Origin of the sequence: Rhodococcus sp. NPDC047139 (assembly GCF_040643435.1) — a bacterium.
GTDB lineage: Bacteria > Actinomycetota > Actinomycetes > Mycobacteriales > Mycobacteriaceae > Rhodococcus.
Map to the genome: position 1 here is coordinate 159,733 of NZ_JBEYUH010000005.1, position 16,602 is coordinate 176,334.

The 16,602-nt window shown below is 66.8% G+C and carries 9 protein-coding genes; 6 read left to right on the forward strand and 3 right to left on the reverse strand.

Annotated features, from left to right (window positions below; translation table 11 throughout):
- Nucleotides 1–38: 38 nt before the first annotated feature.
- The 3 genes from ABZ789_RS08155 to ABZ789_RS08165 all read left to right on the forward strand — a co-directional run bounded on the left by ABZ789_RS08155 (nucleotide 39) and on the right by ABZ789_RS08165 (nucleotide 9,800).
- Nucleotides 39–3,860: an ABC transporter ATP-binding protein gene (locus ABZ789_RS08155; protein WP_358421616.1), complete on the forward strand. Its 3,822-nt coding sequence runs from the start codon at nucleotides 39–41 to the stop codon at nucleotides 3,858–3,860.
- Between the two features lie 203 nt (nucleotides 3,861–4,063).
- The gene (locus tag ABZ789_RS08160) at nucleotides 4,064–7,828 is read left to right on the forward strand and encodes a multifunctional oxoglutarate decarboxylase/oxoglutarate dehydrogenase thiamine pyrophosphate-binding subunit/dihydrolipoyllysine-residue succinyltransferase subunit (protein ID WP_358421619.1); all 3,765 of its coding nucleotides are present in this window, start codon (nucleotides 4,064–4,066) and stop codon (nucleotides 7,826–7,828) included.
- Nucleotides 7,829–8,006: 178 nt separating this feature from the next.
- A complete protein-coding gene (locus ABZ789_RS08165; RefSeq protein WP_358421622.1) occupies nucleotides 8,007–9,800 on the forward strand; it encodes a thiamine pyrophosphate-requiring protein in 1,794 nt (597 codons plus the stop codon).
- A gap of 69 nt (nucleotides 9,801–9,869) precedes the next feature.
- Here the strand turns inward: ABZ789_RS08165 and ABZ789_RS08170 are convergent, their stop codons facing one another.
- Nucleotides 9,870–10,508 (reverse strand): TetR/AcrR family transcriptional regulator, encoded by a 639-nt coding sequence (locus tag ABZ789_RS08170; protein ID WP_358421625.1) that lies wholly within the window; start codon nucleotides 10,506–10,508, stop codon nucleotides 9,870–9,872.
- Between the two features lie 70 nt (nucleotides 10,509–10,578).
- Between ABZ789_RS08170 and ABZ789_RS08175 the strand changes: the two genes are divergently transcribed.
- The 3 genes from ABZ789_RS08175 to ABZ789_RS08185 are packed head-to-tail and all read left to right on the forward strand — an operon-like array spanning nucleotide 10,579 to nucleotide 13,885.
- On the forward strand, nucleotides 10,579–12,141 hold the full coding sequence (locus ABZ789_RS08175) for an NAD(P)/FAD-dependent oxidoreductase (protein WP_358421628.1): 1,563 nt from the start codon (nucleotides 10,579–10,581) through the stop codon (nucleotides 12,139–12,141).
- On the forward strand, nucleotides 12,138–12,965 hold the full coding sequence (locus tag ABZ789_RS08180) for an SDR family NAD(P)-dependent oxidoreductase (RefSeq protein WP_358421631.1): 828 nt from the start codon (nucleotides 12,138–12,140) through the stop codon (nucleotides 12,963–12,965). The genes ABZ789_RS08175 and ABZ789_RS08180 overlap by 4 nt, the downstream gene beginning before the upstream one ends.
- A gap of 8 nt (nucleotides 12,966–12,973) precedes the next feature.
- Entirely contained in the window at nucleotides 12,974–13,885 is a 912-nt protein-coding gene (locus ABZ789_RS08185; RefSeq protein ID WP_358421634.1) for an alpha/beta hydrolase, read from the forward strand.
- Between the two features lie 10 nt (nucleotides 13,886–13,895).
- On the opposite strand, the gene ABZ789_RS08190 is transcribed toward ABZ789_RS08185, so the two are convergent.
- Both ABZ789_RS08190 and ABZ789_RS08195 read right to left on the reverse strand, forming a co-directional pair.
- Nucleotides 13,896–14,846, reverse strand: coding sequence for a glycine betaine ABC transporter substrate-binding protein (locus ABZ789_RS08190; protein ID WP_358421637.1), 951 nt, complete (start codon nucleotides 14,844–14,846; stop codon nucleotides 13,896–13,898).
- Nucleotides 14,847–14,966: 120 nt separating this feature from the next.
- On the reverse strand, nucleotides 14,967–16,160 hold the full coding sequence (locus tag ABZ789_RS08195) for a malic enzyme-like NAD(P)-binding protein (RefSeq protein ID WP_358421640.1): 1,194 nt from the start codon (nucleotides 16,158–16,160) through the stop codon (nucleotides 14,967–14,969).
- Nucleotides 16,161–16,602 lie beyond the last annotated feature (442 nt).

A 16,602-nucleotide genomic window follows, 5' to 3' on the forward strand; every position in this document is an offset into this window, starting at 1 on the left:
TGCGGCCTGTGTCGTCAGGCAGCGCTAATGTCGGTTCGATGGCACATGAACCGGTTCCGCGCTCGCCGGGATGGATTTCCCGGCTCGTCGCCGAATGCCTGCACCATCGGAGAACTGCGCTGGGAGCTCTCGCAGTCACCGTGGTCGCCGCGCTGATCGACATCACCTTCCCGCTGCTGACGAAGGTGGCGGTGGACACCGCCACCGGGCAGGGAGAGGTCCCTGCGGACGATCTGCATCTGATCGGTCTCGCCGCGGCGGCGATCGCGCTCGGAGCCGTGGTCCGGTTCGGCTGCCAGTACGGGCGTCGCATGCTCGCCGGACGCCTGTCCCTCGACGTGCAACACGATCTGCGCTTACGCCTGCTCGGTGCTCTCCAGCGACTCGACGGACACGGCCAGGACCGCATCCGCACCGGCCAGGTGGTCTCGCGTTCGATCACCGACCTGCAACTCGTCCAGGGCCTGCTCGCGATGGTGCCGATGTCCGCGGGGGCGCTGCTGCAGTTCGTACTCGCGCTGGTGATCATGACCACCCTCTCGCCGCTGCTCACGCTCGTGGCGGTGGCAGCGGTACCGATCATTTTCGTGATCGTCCGGGTGGTCCGGCCGAAACTCTTCGCCGCGACCTGGTCGGCACAGCAGCATGCGGCCGACCTCGCCCAGCATGTCGAGGAGACCGTCACAGGCGTGCGCGTCGTGAAGGGCTTCGGTCAGGAATCTCGCGCCGTCGATCAACTCGAGGAGCACGGTCGCAGGTTGTACGCCGAGCGTCTGCGCGCGGCCCGGATCAATGCGTGGTTCTCGGCACCCATGGGTGCGGTGCCCCAGTTCGGGCTCGTCGCCACGATCGCGCTGGGCGGATGGCTCGCGCTCGACGGCGTGATCACGGTGGGAACCTTCGTGGCGTTCACCGCCTATGTGGCCACGATGACCTCGACCACACGCATCCTGGCGCAGGTCGTGATCATGGCGCAGTTGTCCCGTGCGGCGGTCGAGCGGGTGTACGAGGTGATCGACGTCGAGCCCGAGGTCGCCGATCCTCCCCGTCCCGCCGCTCTGCCGGACGGCCCGCTCGGTATCCGCTTCCGGGACGTGACGTTCGGTTTCGACGACGACCGGGACGTGCTGCGCGGGCTCGACCTCGAGATCGCCCCCGGTGAGACGGTCGCGATCGTCGGTCCGGCAGGATCGGGCAAGACAGTGCTGTCGCTGCTGCTCCCCCGGTTCTACGCTCCCCGCGCCGGGTCGGTATGCCTCACCTCGGACGGTGACGACCTCGACGTCGCCTCGCTCCGAGCCGACGATCTGCGCGGGGCAGTCGGACTCGTCTTCGACGAACCGTTCCTGTTCTCGGACACGGTCGCGGCCAACATCGCCCTCGGCCGGCCCGACGCGTCGGACGGGCAGATCAGGGCCGCAGCGGCGGCGGCGCGCGCCGACGAGTTCGTCGAATTGCTCCCCGAGGGCTACGACACCGTCGTCGGTGAGAGGGGCCTGACCCTGTCCGGCGGGCAGAGACAGCGGATCGCCCTCGCCCGGGCTCTGCTCGTCGATCCGCGCGTGCTGATCCTCGACGACGCCACCTCCGCAGTCGACGCCGAGACCGAAGCGGCGATCTACGGCGCGTTACGAGCGGGCCGGAGGCGCACGACGCTCGTACTCGCTCATCGACGCTCGACGCTCGCGCTCGCCGACCGGGTCGCTGTGCTCGACGAAGGTCGCATCATCGATATCGGAACGGTCGAGGAACTCGACGCGCGCAGTCCCGTCTTCCGGCGCATGTTGTCGACCGACGACGAAAGCGCACCGGCCCCGGCACGACCGATCCCGTCCGGTGAATTGTGGCCGGAGGAAGGTGACGACGAATCGCCCGGAGCCGTCCGGAACCCGCCGCAGTCCGGCGGCGGTCATGGGGGTCATGGCGGGCCGATGTCCGGCGCGCTGGGCGCGGTGGCTCCGACACCGGAACTGCGTGCCGCTGTCGACGCGCTGCCTCCCGCCACCGAGACACCGGGCCGTGATCCGGCTCTGCAGTCCGAATCCCTGCGGCTGCCCGACCCGCAGTTCCGGCTGCGGACGACACTGCGTCCGGTGCGCGTGCTGCTCGCGGTCGTCGTGCTGTGCCTGGCGGTGGAATCGCTGACGAGCATCGCGTTCCCGTCTCTGGTGCGCTACGCCGTCGACCGGGGTGTGACGCCGGGTGATCCGTCACGACTGTGGCAGGCGACCGCCGCGGGCGTGGTTCTCGCGTTGCTCGGCTGGATCGCGGTCGCGATTCTCACCGTGCTGACCGCACGCGCGGGCGAGCGGGTGCTGTTCGGACTGCGCGTGCGCTCGTATGCGCACCTGCAACGCCTCGGACTCGACTACTACGAACGCGAACTGTCGGGCCGGATCATGACCCGGATGACGACCGACGTGGACGCGTTGTCCCAGTTCATCCAGACCGGCCTGTCCACCGCCGTCGTGGCGGTGCTGACCCTGACCGGCATTTCGATCGCGCTGATCGTGACCGATCTGTCGCTGGCGCTGGTCGTGCTGGGGGTGCTGCCCGTGCTGGTCGCCGCGACCCTGTGGTTCCGGAAGATATCCGGGACGGCGTACGCGCAGTCCCGGGAGCGCATCTCGCTGGTGAACGCCGATTTCCAGGAGAACGTCACGGGGCTGCGCGCGGCGCAGGCCTATCGCCGGGAGGAGACGGCGGCCCGCCGGTTCGCCGAGCGCGCGGAGGCCTACCGACGCAGTCGGTTGCGTTCGCAGCGGGCGATCTCGCTGTACTTCCCGTTCATCACCTTCCTGTCCGATCTGGCGCTCGCGGCGGTCGTCTTCGTGGGAGCCCGCGAGGTGGCGTCGGGGGCGATCGGCCCGGGTGTGCTGATCGCGTTCGTGCTGTACCTGAATCTGTTGTTCGCGCCCATTCAGCAGTTGTCGCAGGTCTTCGACGGCTATCAGCAGGCCAGGGTGGGTCTGCGCAGGATCGGCGACCTGCTGCGGACCGAGAGTTCCCTCGAGTCGGCTACCGAGGGCACGGTCGGCATCGCCGGCCACCTGCGCGGCGAGGTGCAACTACGTGAGGTGGGTTTCCGCTACGGCGATGCCGAACGCGAAGCCCTGAGCGACGTGGACCTGACGATCCCGGCCGGTTCCACGGTCGCTCTGGTGGGCCGGACCGGCGCCGGGAAATCGACCGTCGTCAAGTTGCTCGCCCGGTTCTACGACCCGACCTCGGGTTCGGTGCAGGTCGACGACACCGATCTGCGCCGGTACCCGCTGCACGACTATCGAGGCAGACTCGGCGTCGTGCCGCAGGAGGCCCACCTGTTCACCGGCACGGTGGCGACCAATATCGCCTACGGCCGGCCCGCGGCGTCCCGAGAGGACGTCGAAGCCGCCGCGCGCGCTGTGGGAGCGCTCGACATGATCGCCGGGCTGCCGGGCGGCATGAACCATCCGGTGGGTGAGCGCGGTCAGGGTCTGTCCGCGGGTCAACGTCAACTCATCGCGCTGGCCCGCGCCGAACTGGTGGACCCCGACCTGCTGCTACTCGACGAGGCCACTGCCACCCTCGATCCCGCCACCGAACGGGCGGTGCTCGAAGCGGGTGCCCGGGTGACCCGCTCCCGGACGGCCGTGGTCGTGGCGCACCGCCTCGCGACCGCCGCCCGCGCCGACCTCGTGGTGGTGATCGACGACGGCCGGATCGTCGAGTGCGGCCCGCACGACGAGTTGCGGGAGGCCGGGGGTCTGTACACCACATTGTGGCAACTCGCCACCGGCAGTCTCGTTCCGGAAGAACCCGAAGTCCTGCTCACACCGGCACCGAAAGGCCCGAATATGAGATCGTCCTCACGTTTGTAACGGGGTGCGCACTGCACCGATGCACCTTAGAGGGAATAATCGGCTCTCGAGAACCGTCATCGATGGAGACCCCATCGCACCAGATTGTGAGGTAGCACACCGACATGCGCGGCCAGTTCGGATCGTCACATGTCACGGGCTAGCCTCATATGCACAGGCGCTCCGATCGGGTACCGAAGAAAGAAACGAGGCGAACAACTGCCGTGAGCAGCAGCTCTACATCACAGTTCGGACAAAACCAGTGGTTGGTTGACGAGATGTACCAGCGCTTCCAGGACGATCCCTCGTCCGTGGACGCGAGCTGGCACGAATTCCTGACCGACTATTCGCCGGAAGCCGCGGTGGCCGGGGGCTCGAACGGCTCCGACACCGCCACGACCGAGAAGCCCGCGCCGAGCACCAAGCCTGCGCCGAGCTCCTCCGCATCTTCGGCCCCCGCGACCAAGCCTGCACCGAAGGCCGAGTCCGCACCGTCGAAGCCTGCACCGAAGACCGATGCACCGAAGACCGATGCCAGGCCTGCAACCCAGCCCAAGGCCCAGGCCGCGCCCGCGAAGCCGGCAGCCAAGCCCGCAGCCGCACCGACAGCCCAGAGCACCGAGGAGAAGAAGGTTCTGCGCGGCGCCGCTGCTGCCGTTGCGAAGAACATGAACGCCTCGCTGTCGATCCCGACGGCCACCAGTGTTCGCGCCGTGCCTGCGAAGTTGATGTTCGACAACCGCATCGTCATCAACAACCATCTCGCCCGCACCCGTGGCGGCAAGGTCTCGTTCACCCACATCCTCGGTTACGCGATCGTCCAGGCGATCAAGTCGTTCCCGAACATGAACAACCACTTCGCCGAGGTCGACGGCAAGCCGAATCTGGTCGTGCCGCAGCACACCAATCTCGGTCTCGCTATCGACCTGCCGGGCAAGAACGGCCAGCGCTCGCTGGTCGTGGCGGCCATCAAGAACTGCGAGACGATGAACTTCGCGCAGTTCTACTCGGCCTACGAGGACATCGTGCGCCGCGCCCGCGACGGCAAGCTCACCGGAGAAGATTTCTCGGGCGTCACCATCTCGCTGACGAACCCGGGTGGCATCGGCACCGTGCACTCGGTCCCGCGCCTCATGCAGGGACAGGGTGCCATCATCGGTGCCGGCGCGATGGAATATCCCGCCGAGTTCCAGGGTGCGTCCGACGAGCGGATCGCCGAGATGGGCATCGGCAAGCTGCTGACGCTGACCTCCACCTACGACCACCGCGTGATCCAGGGTGCCGAGTCGGGTGAGTTCCTGAAGAAGATCCACGAGCTGCTCATCAGCGACGACTTCTACGACGGCATCTTCCACACCCTGCACATCCCGTACGAGCCGGTCCGCTGGCGCAAGGACGTGCCCGAAGGGCTCGTCGACAAGCACACCCGTGTGCTCGAGCTCATCGCCGCCTACCGCAGCCGCGGCCACCTCATGGCCGACACCGATCCGCTGCAGTTCGTGCGCGACAAGTTCCGGTCGCATCCCGACCTCGATGTGACCACCCACGATCTGACCCTGTGGGATCTCGATCGCGAGTTCAACGTCGGCGGCTTCCACGGCCAGCAGAAGATGAAGCTGCGTGACGTCCTGTCGGTGCTGCGCGATGCCTACTGCCGCCACGTCGGCGTCGAGTACACCCACATCCTCGAGCCCGAACAGCAGCAGTGGCTGCAGGAGCGGGTCGAGGCCCACCACGTCAAGCCGACGGTCGCTCAGCAGAAGTACATCCTGAGCCGTCTCAACGCCGCCGAGGCGTTCGAGACGTTCCTGCAGACCAAGTACGTCGGTCAGAAGCGCTTCTCGCTCGAGGGCGCCGAGTCGGTCATCCCGATGATGGACGCGATCATCGATCAGGCCGCCGAGCATGCGCTCGACGAGGTCGCTATCGCAATGCCGCACCGCGGCCGCCTGAATGTGCTCGCCAACATCGTCGGCAAGCCGTACTCGCAGATCTTCTCCGAGTTCGAGGGCAACCTCAACCCTGCCGCCGCGCACGGCTCCGGCGACGTGAAGTACCACCTCGGGGCCGAGGGCACCTACATCCAGATGTTCGGCGACAACGACATCAAGGTCTCGCTCACCGCGAACCCCTCGCACCTCGAGGCGGTCAACCCGGTGCTCGAGGGCCTCGTTCGCGCGAAGCAGGACATCCTCGACAAGGGCGAGGACGGCTTCACCGTCCTTCCGCTGCTGCTGCACGGCGACGCGGCGTTCGCCGGTCAGGGCGTCGTGGCCGAGACCCTCAACCTCGCGCTGCTGCGCGGCTACCGCACCGGTGGCACCGTGCACATCGTCGTCAACAACCAGGTGGGCTTCACCACCGCGCCGGAGCACTCACGTTCGTCCGAGTACTGCACCGATGTGGCGAAGATGATCGGCGCGCCGATCTTCCACGTCAACGGCGACGACCCCGAGGCGTGCGTCTGGGTCGCGCAGCTCGCTGTGGACTTCCGGGAGAAGTTCCACAAGGACGTCGTGATCGACATGATCTGCTACCGCCGTCGCGGTCACAACGAGGGCGACGACCCGTCGATGACCCAGCCGGCCATGTACGACGTCATCGACACCAAGCGCAGCGTCCGCAAGAGCTACACCGAGGCACTGATCGGTCGCGGCGACATCTCGCTCAAGGAAGCGGAAGACGCCCTGCGCGACTACCAGGGACAGCTCGAACGGGTCTTCAACGAAGTCCGTGAACTCGAGAAGTACCCGCCGGAGCCGTCGGAGTCGGTCGAACTCGACCAGACGCCGCCGAAGCGTCTCGACACGTCGGTCGACCGTTCGGTGCTCGAACGGATCGGCGACGCCTTCGCCGAGGCACCCGAGGGCTTCACGGTTCATCCGCGCGTCAAGCCGGTGCTCGAGAAGCGTCGCGAGATGTCGCGCAACGGCAAGATCGACTGGGCGTTCGCCGAGCTGCTCGCGTTCGCGTCACTGGCCGAGGAGGGTGCCCTGGTGCGCCTGGCCGGTCAGGACTCGCGTCGCGGCACGTTCACGCAGCGTCACTCGGTCATCATCGACCGCAAGACGGGCGACGAGTACAACCCGATCGCGACACTGGCCACGCAGGCCGGCAACGGTGGCCGCTTCATGGTCTACGACTCGGCACTGACCGAGTTCGCGGGCCTGGGCTTCGAGTACGGCTACTCGGTGGGCAACCCCGACGCGCTGGTGCTGTGGGAGGCGCAGTTCGGCGATTTCGTCAACGGTGCGCAGTCCATCATCGATGAGTTCATCTCGTCCGGTGAGGCCAAGTGGGGTCAGCTCTCCGACGTCGTGCTGCTGCTGCCGCACGGTCACGAGGGCCAGGGCCCCGACCACACCTCGGGCCGCATCGAGCGCTGGCTGCAGCTGTGCGCCGAGGGTTCGATGACGGTCGCGGTTCCGTCGACCCCGGCGAGCTACTTCCACCTGCTGCGTCGTCACCATCTCGACGGCATCCGCCGCCCGCTGGTGGTCTTCACGCCGAAGTCGATGCTGCGCAACAAGGCAGCGGTCAGCAACGTCGAGGACTTCACCCAGGGCAAGTTCCGTTCGCTGCTCGAAGAGATCCCCTACGAGGAGGGCACGGCCGACCGCTCGAAGGTCACCCGTGTGCTGCTGACCTCCGGCAAGATCTACTGGGAACTGCTGGCGAAGAAGCAGAAGGACGGTCGTGACGACGTCGCGATCGTGCGCATCGAGCAGCTGTACCCGGTGCCGCGTCGTCGCATCGCGGAGACCCTCGAGCAGTACCCGAACGCATCCGAGTTCTTCTGGGTCCAGGAGGAGCCGGCGAACCAGGGTGCCTGGCCGTTCCTCGGTCTGGCGCTGCCGGAACTGCTGCCCGAGAAGCTCAGCGGTATCAAGCGCGTGTCGCGTCGTGCGATGTCGGCACCGTCGTCCGGCTCGAGCAAGGTCCACGCTGTAGAGCAGCAGGAGATCATCGAGAAGGCGTTCGGTCGTTAGGACTCCGTTTCGGACCTTCGGTCCTTGACGGTTCTCATGTGAGCCGGGTCGGTTCGTCCTCGAAGGGCGATCGACCCGGCTCACGCCTTTTCGGCGGTTCCTCGCGCCGCGGTGTTTCGGAGTGGACGTGGCGGGCACCCTCCGCACGACACCCGATCCGCCTTGCGAGGAGTTTCCGATGGCGAATTCGACCGTGGCCGACTACCTGTTGCATCGCCTGCGTGCGTGGGAGGTGGACTACGTCTTCGGTTATCCGGGCGACGGCATCAACGGAATCCTCGCGGCGTGGACACGGGCAGGAGATGCTCCGGCGTTCGTGCAGTCCCGGCACGAGGAGATGAGCGCGTTCGAAGCGGTGGGCTACGCGAAGTTCACGGGAAGACCCGGGGTGTGCATGGCGACCTCCGGTCCGGGTGCGATCCATCTGCTCAACGGTCTCTACGACGCGAAACTCGATCACGTCCCGGTGGTGGCGATCGTGGGTCAGACCGACAGGTCGGCGATGGGTGGTTCGTACCAGCAGGAAGTCGACCTGCACACGCTGTACAAGGATGTGGCGTCGGCGTTCGTGGAGACCGTGACGGTGCCCGAGCAGCTGCCGAACGTCCTCGACCGCGCGATGCGCACCGCCATCGAGTACCGCACGCCGACGGCGGTGATAATCCACGGCGACGTACAGGAACTCGAATACTCCCCGCCCGCCCACGCGTTCAAGATGGTGCCGTCGAGTGTCGGTTTCGAGCGCCCCCGCCTCGCTCCGGACGACGAGGCGATCACACGGGCGGCAGACGTTCTCAACGCCGGGGACAAGGTCGCGATGCTCGTCGGCAGCGGGGCTCGAAATGCGCGAGCGCAGCTCGAGCAGGTCGCCGATCTGCTCGGCGCCGGGGCGGCGAAGGCCCTGCTGGGCAAGGACGTACTGTCGGACGAACTGCCGTGGGTCACCGGATCGATCGGCTTGCTGGGCACCCGGCCCACGTACGAGATGATGGCCGGCTGCGACACGCTGCTGATCGTCGGTTCGTCCATGCCGTACAGCCAGTTCCTCCCCGAATACGACCAGGCGCGTTGCGTGCAGATCGACGTCGACGCGAGGATGATCGGGATGCGCTATCCGAACGAGGTCAACCTCGTCGCGGATGCCGCTTCGGCGCTCGATGCACTCATCCCGCTGTTGCGGCGCAAGGAGGATCGCTCGTGGCGTGAGGGCATCGAGAAGAACGTCCGGCGCTGGTGGCAGACCATGCACCAGCAAGCCGAGGTCGAGACGAAGCTCGTCAATCCGCTTCGGATGTTCGCCGAGGCTTCATCGCGTCTTCCCGACGACACGATCGTCACCGCCGACTCGGGGTCGGCTGCCAACTGGTACGCACGCCAGCTGCGCTTCCGCGGGGATATGCGCGGTTCCCTGTCGGGCACTCTCGCCACGATGGGACCGGCCGTGCCGTACGGGATCGGTGCGAAGTTCGGGAATCCGGGTCGTCCCGTGATCGCCTTCGCCGGTGACGGTGCGATGCAGATGAACGGGATGGCCGAACTCATCACGATCCAGCGGTACTGGCGGCAATGGGCCGATCCCCGGCTGGTGGTCGCGATCCTCCACAACAACGACCTCAACCAGGTGACCTGGGAGATGCGTGCCATGGGTGGAGCGCCGAAATTCGCGGATTCGCAGACACTTCCCGATGTCGACTACGCCGCCTTCGCGAGAACTCTCGGTTTGGGCGGCGAAACAGTGAGGGCCACCGACGAATTGGACTCGGCATGGGAGCGCGCCTTGGCCGCGGACCATCCGACGGTGCTCGACGTGTACACCGACCCCGAGATGCCACCGATACCGCCGCACGCGACATGGGAGCAGTTCACCGATGTCGCCAAGTCCGTGCTCGCAGGTGACGAGAACCGTTGGGACTTCGTGAAACAGGGCGTCAAGACGAAACTGCAGGAGTACCTTCCGGGCGACCGCCGATAGTCTCACCGCTTCGCGATCACCGGAACAGTTTCCGGCGTCTCGTAGACGGAATCCCGGACTTCCTCGAGGCTATCCGCTTCCTTCGTGCGCCGCGCCCAGCGAGTCGGCGGCACGAGCAAGTCCGGACAACGCCGCGACCGCCAGTTCGATGAATTCGTCGCGGTCGAGGGTGGGTTCGCGCAGCCATGCGATGGTCGTGTCCTCGACGAACGCCACCCAGCCGCGCACCGCGAGGCGTACCGCGGGGGTCGCTTCGATGCCGATGGAAGGCAGGTGTGCGACGGTCCGTTCGACCATCGCCGCGCGAGTGTCCTCGAAAACCGCACGCATGTCGGGGTCGCCGCTCGTCGCGCCGCGAAGGATCGACACGTACATGTCGCGGCGACGCGTGACGTAGTCGACATAGGCGACGAGCGTCCCCCGAAGCATCTCGACCGGCTCGAGTTCCTCGTCCGGCGCCGTGTACTCGACCAGATCTCGGCCGACGCACCGCACGAGTTCGACGTGATAGTCGTGCTTCGAGGCGAAGTAGTGGAACAGCAGCCCGCGGGAGACACCGGCACGCTCGGCGACCTCGTCGACGGAGATCTGCTCGAGGGGTCGTTCGGTGAGCAGATCGAGTCCGTGTTCGATCAGCTGGGTGCGGCGCTGCCCGGGAGTGAGGCGCGTCCGGCGGGTTTCGGAACCGTCTTCTGCCACGACCACCATGCAAACACTCCTATTGAATTAGGGTCAACAAGTGTTGACCAGGTCACGCAAACGCTCTAGCCTCAACTACATGAGTCTTCCGGTTACAGATACCGCCGCCGATACGGAAATCCGTCACGCCGACACGCTGATCATCGGCAGCGGGTTCGCCGGGCTCGGTGCGGCCATCCGGCTGTCGCAGGCGGGCAAGGACTTTCTCGTGCTCGAACGTGCCTCCGAGGTCGGCGGCACCTGGCGCGACAACACCTATCCCGGCGCCGCGTGCGACGTGCCGTCGAACCTGTACTCCTACTCCTTCGCCCTCAATCCAGGCTGGACGCGCTCGTTCTCGCCCCAGCCGGAGATCCAGGAGTACATTCGCTCGGTCGCCGACAAGTACGACGTGCGGAGGCGCACCGTCTTCGGGTGCGATGTGCAGACGGCCCGCTGGAACACCGCGACGCACCGCTGGGACGTGGTCACCACCCGCGGACGGTACAGCGCCAAGGTCGTGATCTCCGCGGTCGGCGCACTGTGCGAACCGTCGCTGCCCGACATCGAGGGAATCGCCGGATTCGAAGGCGAGATCTTCCACTCGGCACGCTGGAATCACGACGCCGACCTGGCCGGCAAGCGGGTCGCTGTGATCGGCACCGGCGCCTCCGCCATTCAGATCGTGCCTGCGATCGCCGGCTCAGTCGGCCGCCTCGACGTGTACCAGCGCACCGCGCCGTGGGTGCTGCCCCGCTTCGACCGCGAGTACACCGCCCCCGAGAAATTCGCCTTCCGCTATGTACCCGGCTTCCAGCGACTCTCCCGCGCCCTGCAGTACACGATGCGCGAGACGCAGGTCGTCGGCCTGGCCAAGGTCCCTGTCTTCATGAAGCCCCTCGAACTCGCGGCCCGCTTCCAGGTTCGCCGCCAGATCTCCGACAAGACCCTGCGCCGCAAGGTCACCCCGAACTACGGGATCGGTTGCAAGCGCATGCTGATCTCGAACAACTATTATCCTGCGCTCGCCCGGCCGAACGTGGATCTCGTCACCGACGGCATCGCCCGTGTCACGCCGCGCGGCATCGTCACGAAGGACGGGACCGAGCGCGAGGTCGACGCAATCGTCGTCGCGACCGGCTTCCACGTCACCGATTCACCGACCTTCGCGGGCATCTTCGGCAAGGACGGCCGTTCCCTGGCCGAGGTCTTCGACGAGACGGGCATGCAGGGTTACAAGGGCAGCACGGTCGCCGGTTTTCCGAATCTGTTCTTCCTGGTCGGACCGAACACCGGGCTCGGCCACACCTCGATGGTGTACATGATCGAATCGCAGCTCGAGTACGTGGTCGACGCGATCCGCACGATCGACCGCAACCGGATCGGCACGGTCGAGGTCCGTGAGGACGTCCAGGACGCGTACAACCGCGAGTTGCAGCACGCTCTGCGTTCGAGCGTGTGGAACAACGGTGGGTGCGCGAGCTGGTATCTCGACAAGCACGGCAACAACACCACCCTGTGGCCGGGATTCACGTTCGAATTCCGCCGTATCACCCGGAAATTCGATCTGGACGCCTATCGCAGCGTTGCCGAATCGGATCTTCCGGCACCCACCGCCCTTACCGCGCACGAGCGCACATCCCGAGAGGCAGCAGTCCGATGAGTGATTTCGCAGGCCGAGTCGTCGTCGTCACGGGCGCGGGGTCCGGAATCGGGCGCGCCCTGGTCCTCGCCCTCGCAGCCGAGGGTGCCCGTTTGGCGATCTCGGACGTCGACACCGCCGGCCTCGAGGAAACCGCGCGTCGCGCACGTGATCTCGGAGCCGAGGTGAAGGCCGATCACCTCGACGTCACCCAGCGGGAGAAGGTCCTCGAGTACGCCGAACAGGTCGTCGCGCATTTCGGCGCGGTCCATCAGGTGTACAACAACGCGGGCATCGCCTATCACGGCGACCTCGAACGCACCGAGTTCAAGGACATCGAGCGGGTCATGGACGTCGACTTCTGGGGAGTCGTCAACGGCACCAAGGCATTTCTTCCGCTCCTCATCGCTTCCGGCGACGGCCACCTGGTCAACGTCTCGAGCCTGTTCGGGTTGCTGAGCATCCCGGGCCAGGCAGCGTACAACTCGGCCAAGTTCGCCGTGCGCGGGTTCACCGAGGCGGTGCGTCAGGAGATGCTCGTCGCCCGGCATCCCGTGCAGGTCACGTGTGTCCATCCCGGCGGTATCAAGACCGCGATCGCCCGCAACGCTGCTGTCCCGGACGGCGATGATCAGGCGACCTTCGCAGAATTCTTCGACCGGAAGCTCGCACGGACGACCCCCGAGGACGCGGCGAAGACCATCCTCTCGGGCGTCCGCAAGAACAAGCCGAGGGTGCTGATCGGTGCCGACGCGAAACTGCTCGACGCCTTCGTGCGCATCGCCGGTCCGGCCTATCAGCGTGTCGTCGCGACAGTGACCGGACGCGTCGTCCCCAAGGGATAGGCTGCGGCATGCCTTCGACGCCGCAGTTGTCCCCGCGGGTGGCGCGAACCGCCCTGCGTCCTCTCTTCCGCGTCATTCTGTCCCCACGCTGGCCGTACACGACGCAGCGCCGCCTGCTCGAACTCGTCGCGCCGTTGCAACGTGTCCCGAAGGACACCGTGGTGCGTAATGTCCGGCTCGCGGGCCGGCCGGCCGAACGGATCACCGTGGGAGCCACCGAGCGGTCCACCGCGATCCTCTACCTGCACGGCGGCGCCTATACAGCCGGGTCGCCGGCCACGCACCGCTCGCTCGCGGCCTATCTCGCCGCTGCGGCAGAGTCCGTCGTATACGTGCTCGACTACCGTCTCGCCCCCGAGCACCCTTGTCCCGCAGCGATCGACGACGCCGAGGCCGCCTACCTCGAACTCGTCGGTGAGCACGGATTCGAGGTGTCCGGCACCGCGATCGCCGGTGATTCGGCCGGTGGGGGTCTCACCGCAGCGACGGCTCAGCGACTGATCGCGCGGCACGCGCTCACACCACCTGCGCTCGGACTGTTGTCGCCGTGGACCGACCCGGCTGCGCGCGACCTGCCCGATGTGAACGACGTCGTCATCAACAAGGGCTGGGTGTACTCGTCCGCCGAGGCATATCTCGGCGAGGGCGACCCTTCGGATCCCGGCTACGCCCCCATGCAGGCCGATCCGACGGGCCTGCCGCCGACGCTCATCCAGGTCGGTACCCAGGAGATGCTCTATCCGCAGGTGCGGCGCTATGCCGAAAAACTCCGGGCGGCGGGCGTGGACGTCACGCTCGTGGAACAGCCCGAGCTGTGGCACGTCGCGCCGCTGCAGGCGTCCCTCGTCCCGGAAGCCGCGAAGGCGATCGCCGATTTCGGTGCGTTCCTCCGCGAACGGATGAACACACGCGCAGGCTGAGCCCCCGGGCTCAGGCGTGTTCGGCGATCCATTCGCGGGCCACGGACTCCGGATCCTCGCCCGCCTCGAGCCGCGCGCGCAATTCGGTGAGATCGCCCGTGGTCAGTTCGCCGGCGATCGTTCGCAGCGCGTCGAGCTGTGTCTCACCGAGCGTGCCTTTGCGGAAAACCGGCACGACGTTCTGTGCGGGAAACACGGGTGAATCCCCTTCGGCCGCGTTCGCGTCGTCTCGCGCGGTACGGTCGGCCGCATCGGGAATCGTGCCGACCGGCGAATCCGCGTCGACCTCGGCCAAGGCCGGTGATGTGGTGGTCGTTCCGACGACGGTATCGGGCTCCGAGGCGACAGCGACGGACTGCGGATCATCGATCCGACGTATCTCGCGGGGGTGGCAACCGGTGCGCTCGAGGGCATCGAGTCCGCCCGCCGAGGCGAAGTCCGCGGTGACCGCGAAGGTCAGTCGGGGGCAGTCGGCCACCAGGTCGGCGACCTCACTCACCGACCATTGCCCGAGCTGCCCTCTGTTCGCGAGCAGCACCGCCCGGTCCTGCGCGGAGGCGTAGTCGGAGATGGTCAGCTCGTCGGGCAGCGCCCGCGCCAGCGCCTCGAAAACGTCCTCGGCGTCGGTCGGGTCGGCGCCCGGATCGTAGGACGAGAGGATCCGGCCGGTGTAGCCGGGGACGAGGGTGACCTCGGCGGCATCGAGCAGTGCGGGCGGATCGACGAGACCGGAGCGGACCTGCACGTCGATCCCGCTGCTGCGCAACGCTCCCGCATACAACTGCGCCAGCAGTTCTTCGCCGGGCCGCTCCCCTGCGGCGACGATCACCGTCGTCGACGACGGCGCCTCGTCGAGGACCTGTGACGCGCACGCCTGAAGGACACCCGACGCCGCGCATGCGGTGAGCACTGCTGCCACGACCGGTCGGGTCCGTCTCGATTCGTTGGCCACGGCGGTCATTGTCGCCCACCCGCCTGCGAGGGCAGGAACCTGCCCACCCCCGGAACGCCGCACGCCCCGATCCGGAACCCTTGTGCGGTTCGGATCGGAGCGTGCGGTGATCTCGCGGGGACCGAATCCCTAGTCGGTGACACCCTCTGCCCTCGCCGCGGCCGCGACGGCCTCGGCGACGGCGGGTGCGACGCGCGGATCGAGCGGGCTCGGGACGATCTTGTCCGCGGCCAGTTCGTCACCGACGACCGAGAGGATGGCCTCGGCGGCGGCGAGCTTCATGCCCTCGGTGATCCGGCGGGCACCCGCATCGAGTGCCCCCTTGAACACACCGGGGAAGGCCAGCACGTTGTTGATCTGGTTCGGGAAGTCGCTGCGACCCGTCGCCACGATCGCGGCGTGCTTGTGAGCGATGTCGGGGTGGATCTCCGGATCCGGATTCGACATCGCGAAGATGATGGCGTTGTCGGCCATCGTCGCGACGATCTCCTCGGGCACCGTGCCCGACGACACGCCGAGGTAGACATCGGCTCCGTCGAGCGCTTCGGCGATACCGCCCTTGCGTCCCGCCGGGTTGGTGCGCGCCGCCAGATCCGACTTGATCTCCCCGAGATCGGCACGATCGGAGGAGATGATGCCCTTTGAATCGAGCACGACCACGTCGCGCGCACCGGCGGCGAGCAGGATGTTGGTGCATGCCACGCCGGCAGCGCCGGCACCGGAGATCACCAGGCGGAGGTCGGCGATGTCGCGTCCCTGCACCTTCAGCGCACCCTTGAGCGCGGCGAGTGCGACGATCGCGGTGCCGTGCTGGTCGTCGTGCATGACGGGGCAGTCGAGCGCCTCGATGACGCGCTTCTCGATCTCGAAGCAACGCGGGGCCGAGATGTCCTCGAGGTTGACGGCACCGAAGGAGGGACGCAGCCGGATGAGGGTCTCGACGATCTCGTCGGGATCGGTGGTGTCGAGCACCAGCGGAATGGAGTTCAGACCCGCGAACTTCTTGAACAGCGCGGACTTGCCCTCCATCACCGGCAGCGATGCACGCGCACCGATGTTGCCGAGTCCGAGGACTGCGGTGCCGTCGGACACGACGACGACCAGCCGGTTGGTCCAGGTGTAGCGGTCGACGAGGGTCTCGTCGGCGGCGATGGCCCGGCAGACCTGAGCGACACCGGGGGTGTACGCGATGGACAGATCGCGCTGGTTCTCGAGGGGGGCGGTGAGCTCGACGGACAGCTTGCCGTCCTGGTGGCTCCGGAAGATCTCCTCGTCCGTCAGCTCGACCTTCTGAGGGGTAGGTGCATCAGACACAATTGACACGATGACACTCCTGCGTGTTCCGAGTCGACCTCTGGACTCGGTTGCTGCGAAAACACCGCAGTTCAATACATTTCATTTCTGCACGTATCGACCTGCAGCGCTTCGCCAAGGACATTGGGTTGAAGCTTCCGGGCGCGATCACGCATACCGCTGTACAACGCTGTACGACTTTCCGGAACGTGATGGAGCCTGGGCGGGTGGCCCTGGCGTCGAGCCCTGGGTGATCTAGCCCTGGGTGGGTCTGCCATCCTTCGTCCGATTCCGGGGTATTCCGGCGTTCGGATTGCCGCAAGTTTGCCACCTTCGCAGACGAACAATCAAATCGGCATCTCTTTGCGAAGGTCTCACCGTTTTGTTGCCTCACCTGTGAGTTTGCGTGCCACGGAATACGGCGCCGACAGCGCCGTCCGGGAATCTCCGCAGTTACACGACGGCTACCGAC

Excerpts from the sequence above, each read along its gene's own strand:
- ABZ789_RS08170 (WP_358421625.1), bottom strand. The coding sequence starts at position 10,508 with ATGGTGGTCGTGGCAGAAGACGGTTCCGAAACCCGCCGGACGCGCCTC.
- ABZ789_RS08180 (WP_358421631.1), top strand. The coding sequence starts at position 12,138 with ATGAGTGATTTCGCAGGCCGAGTCGTCGTCGTCACGGGCGCGGGGTCC.
- ABZ789_RS08175 (WP_358421628.1), top strand. The coding sequence starts at position 10,579 with ATGAGTCTTCCGGTTACAGATACCGCCGCCGATACGGAAATCCGTCAC.
- ABZ789_RS08190 (WP_358421637.1), bottom strand. The coding sequence starts at position 14,846 with ATGACCGCCGTGGCCAACGAATCGAGACGGACCCGACCGGTCGTGGCA.
- ABZ789_RS08155 (WP_358421616.1), top strand. The coding sequence starts at position 39 with ATGGCACATGAACCGGTTCCGCGCTCGCCGGGATGGATTTCCCGGCTC.
- ABZ789_RS08185 (WP_358421634.1), top strand. The coding sequence starts at position 12,974 with ATGCCTTCGACGCCGCAGTTGTCCCCGCGGGTGGCGCGAACCGCCCTG.
- ABZ789_RS08165 (WP_358421622.1), top strand. The coding sequence starts at position 8,007 with ATGGCGAATTCGACCGTGGCCGACTACCTGTTGCATCGCCTGCGTGCG.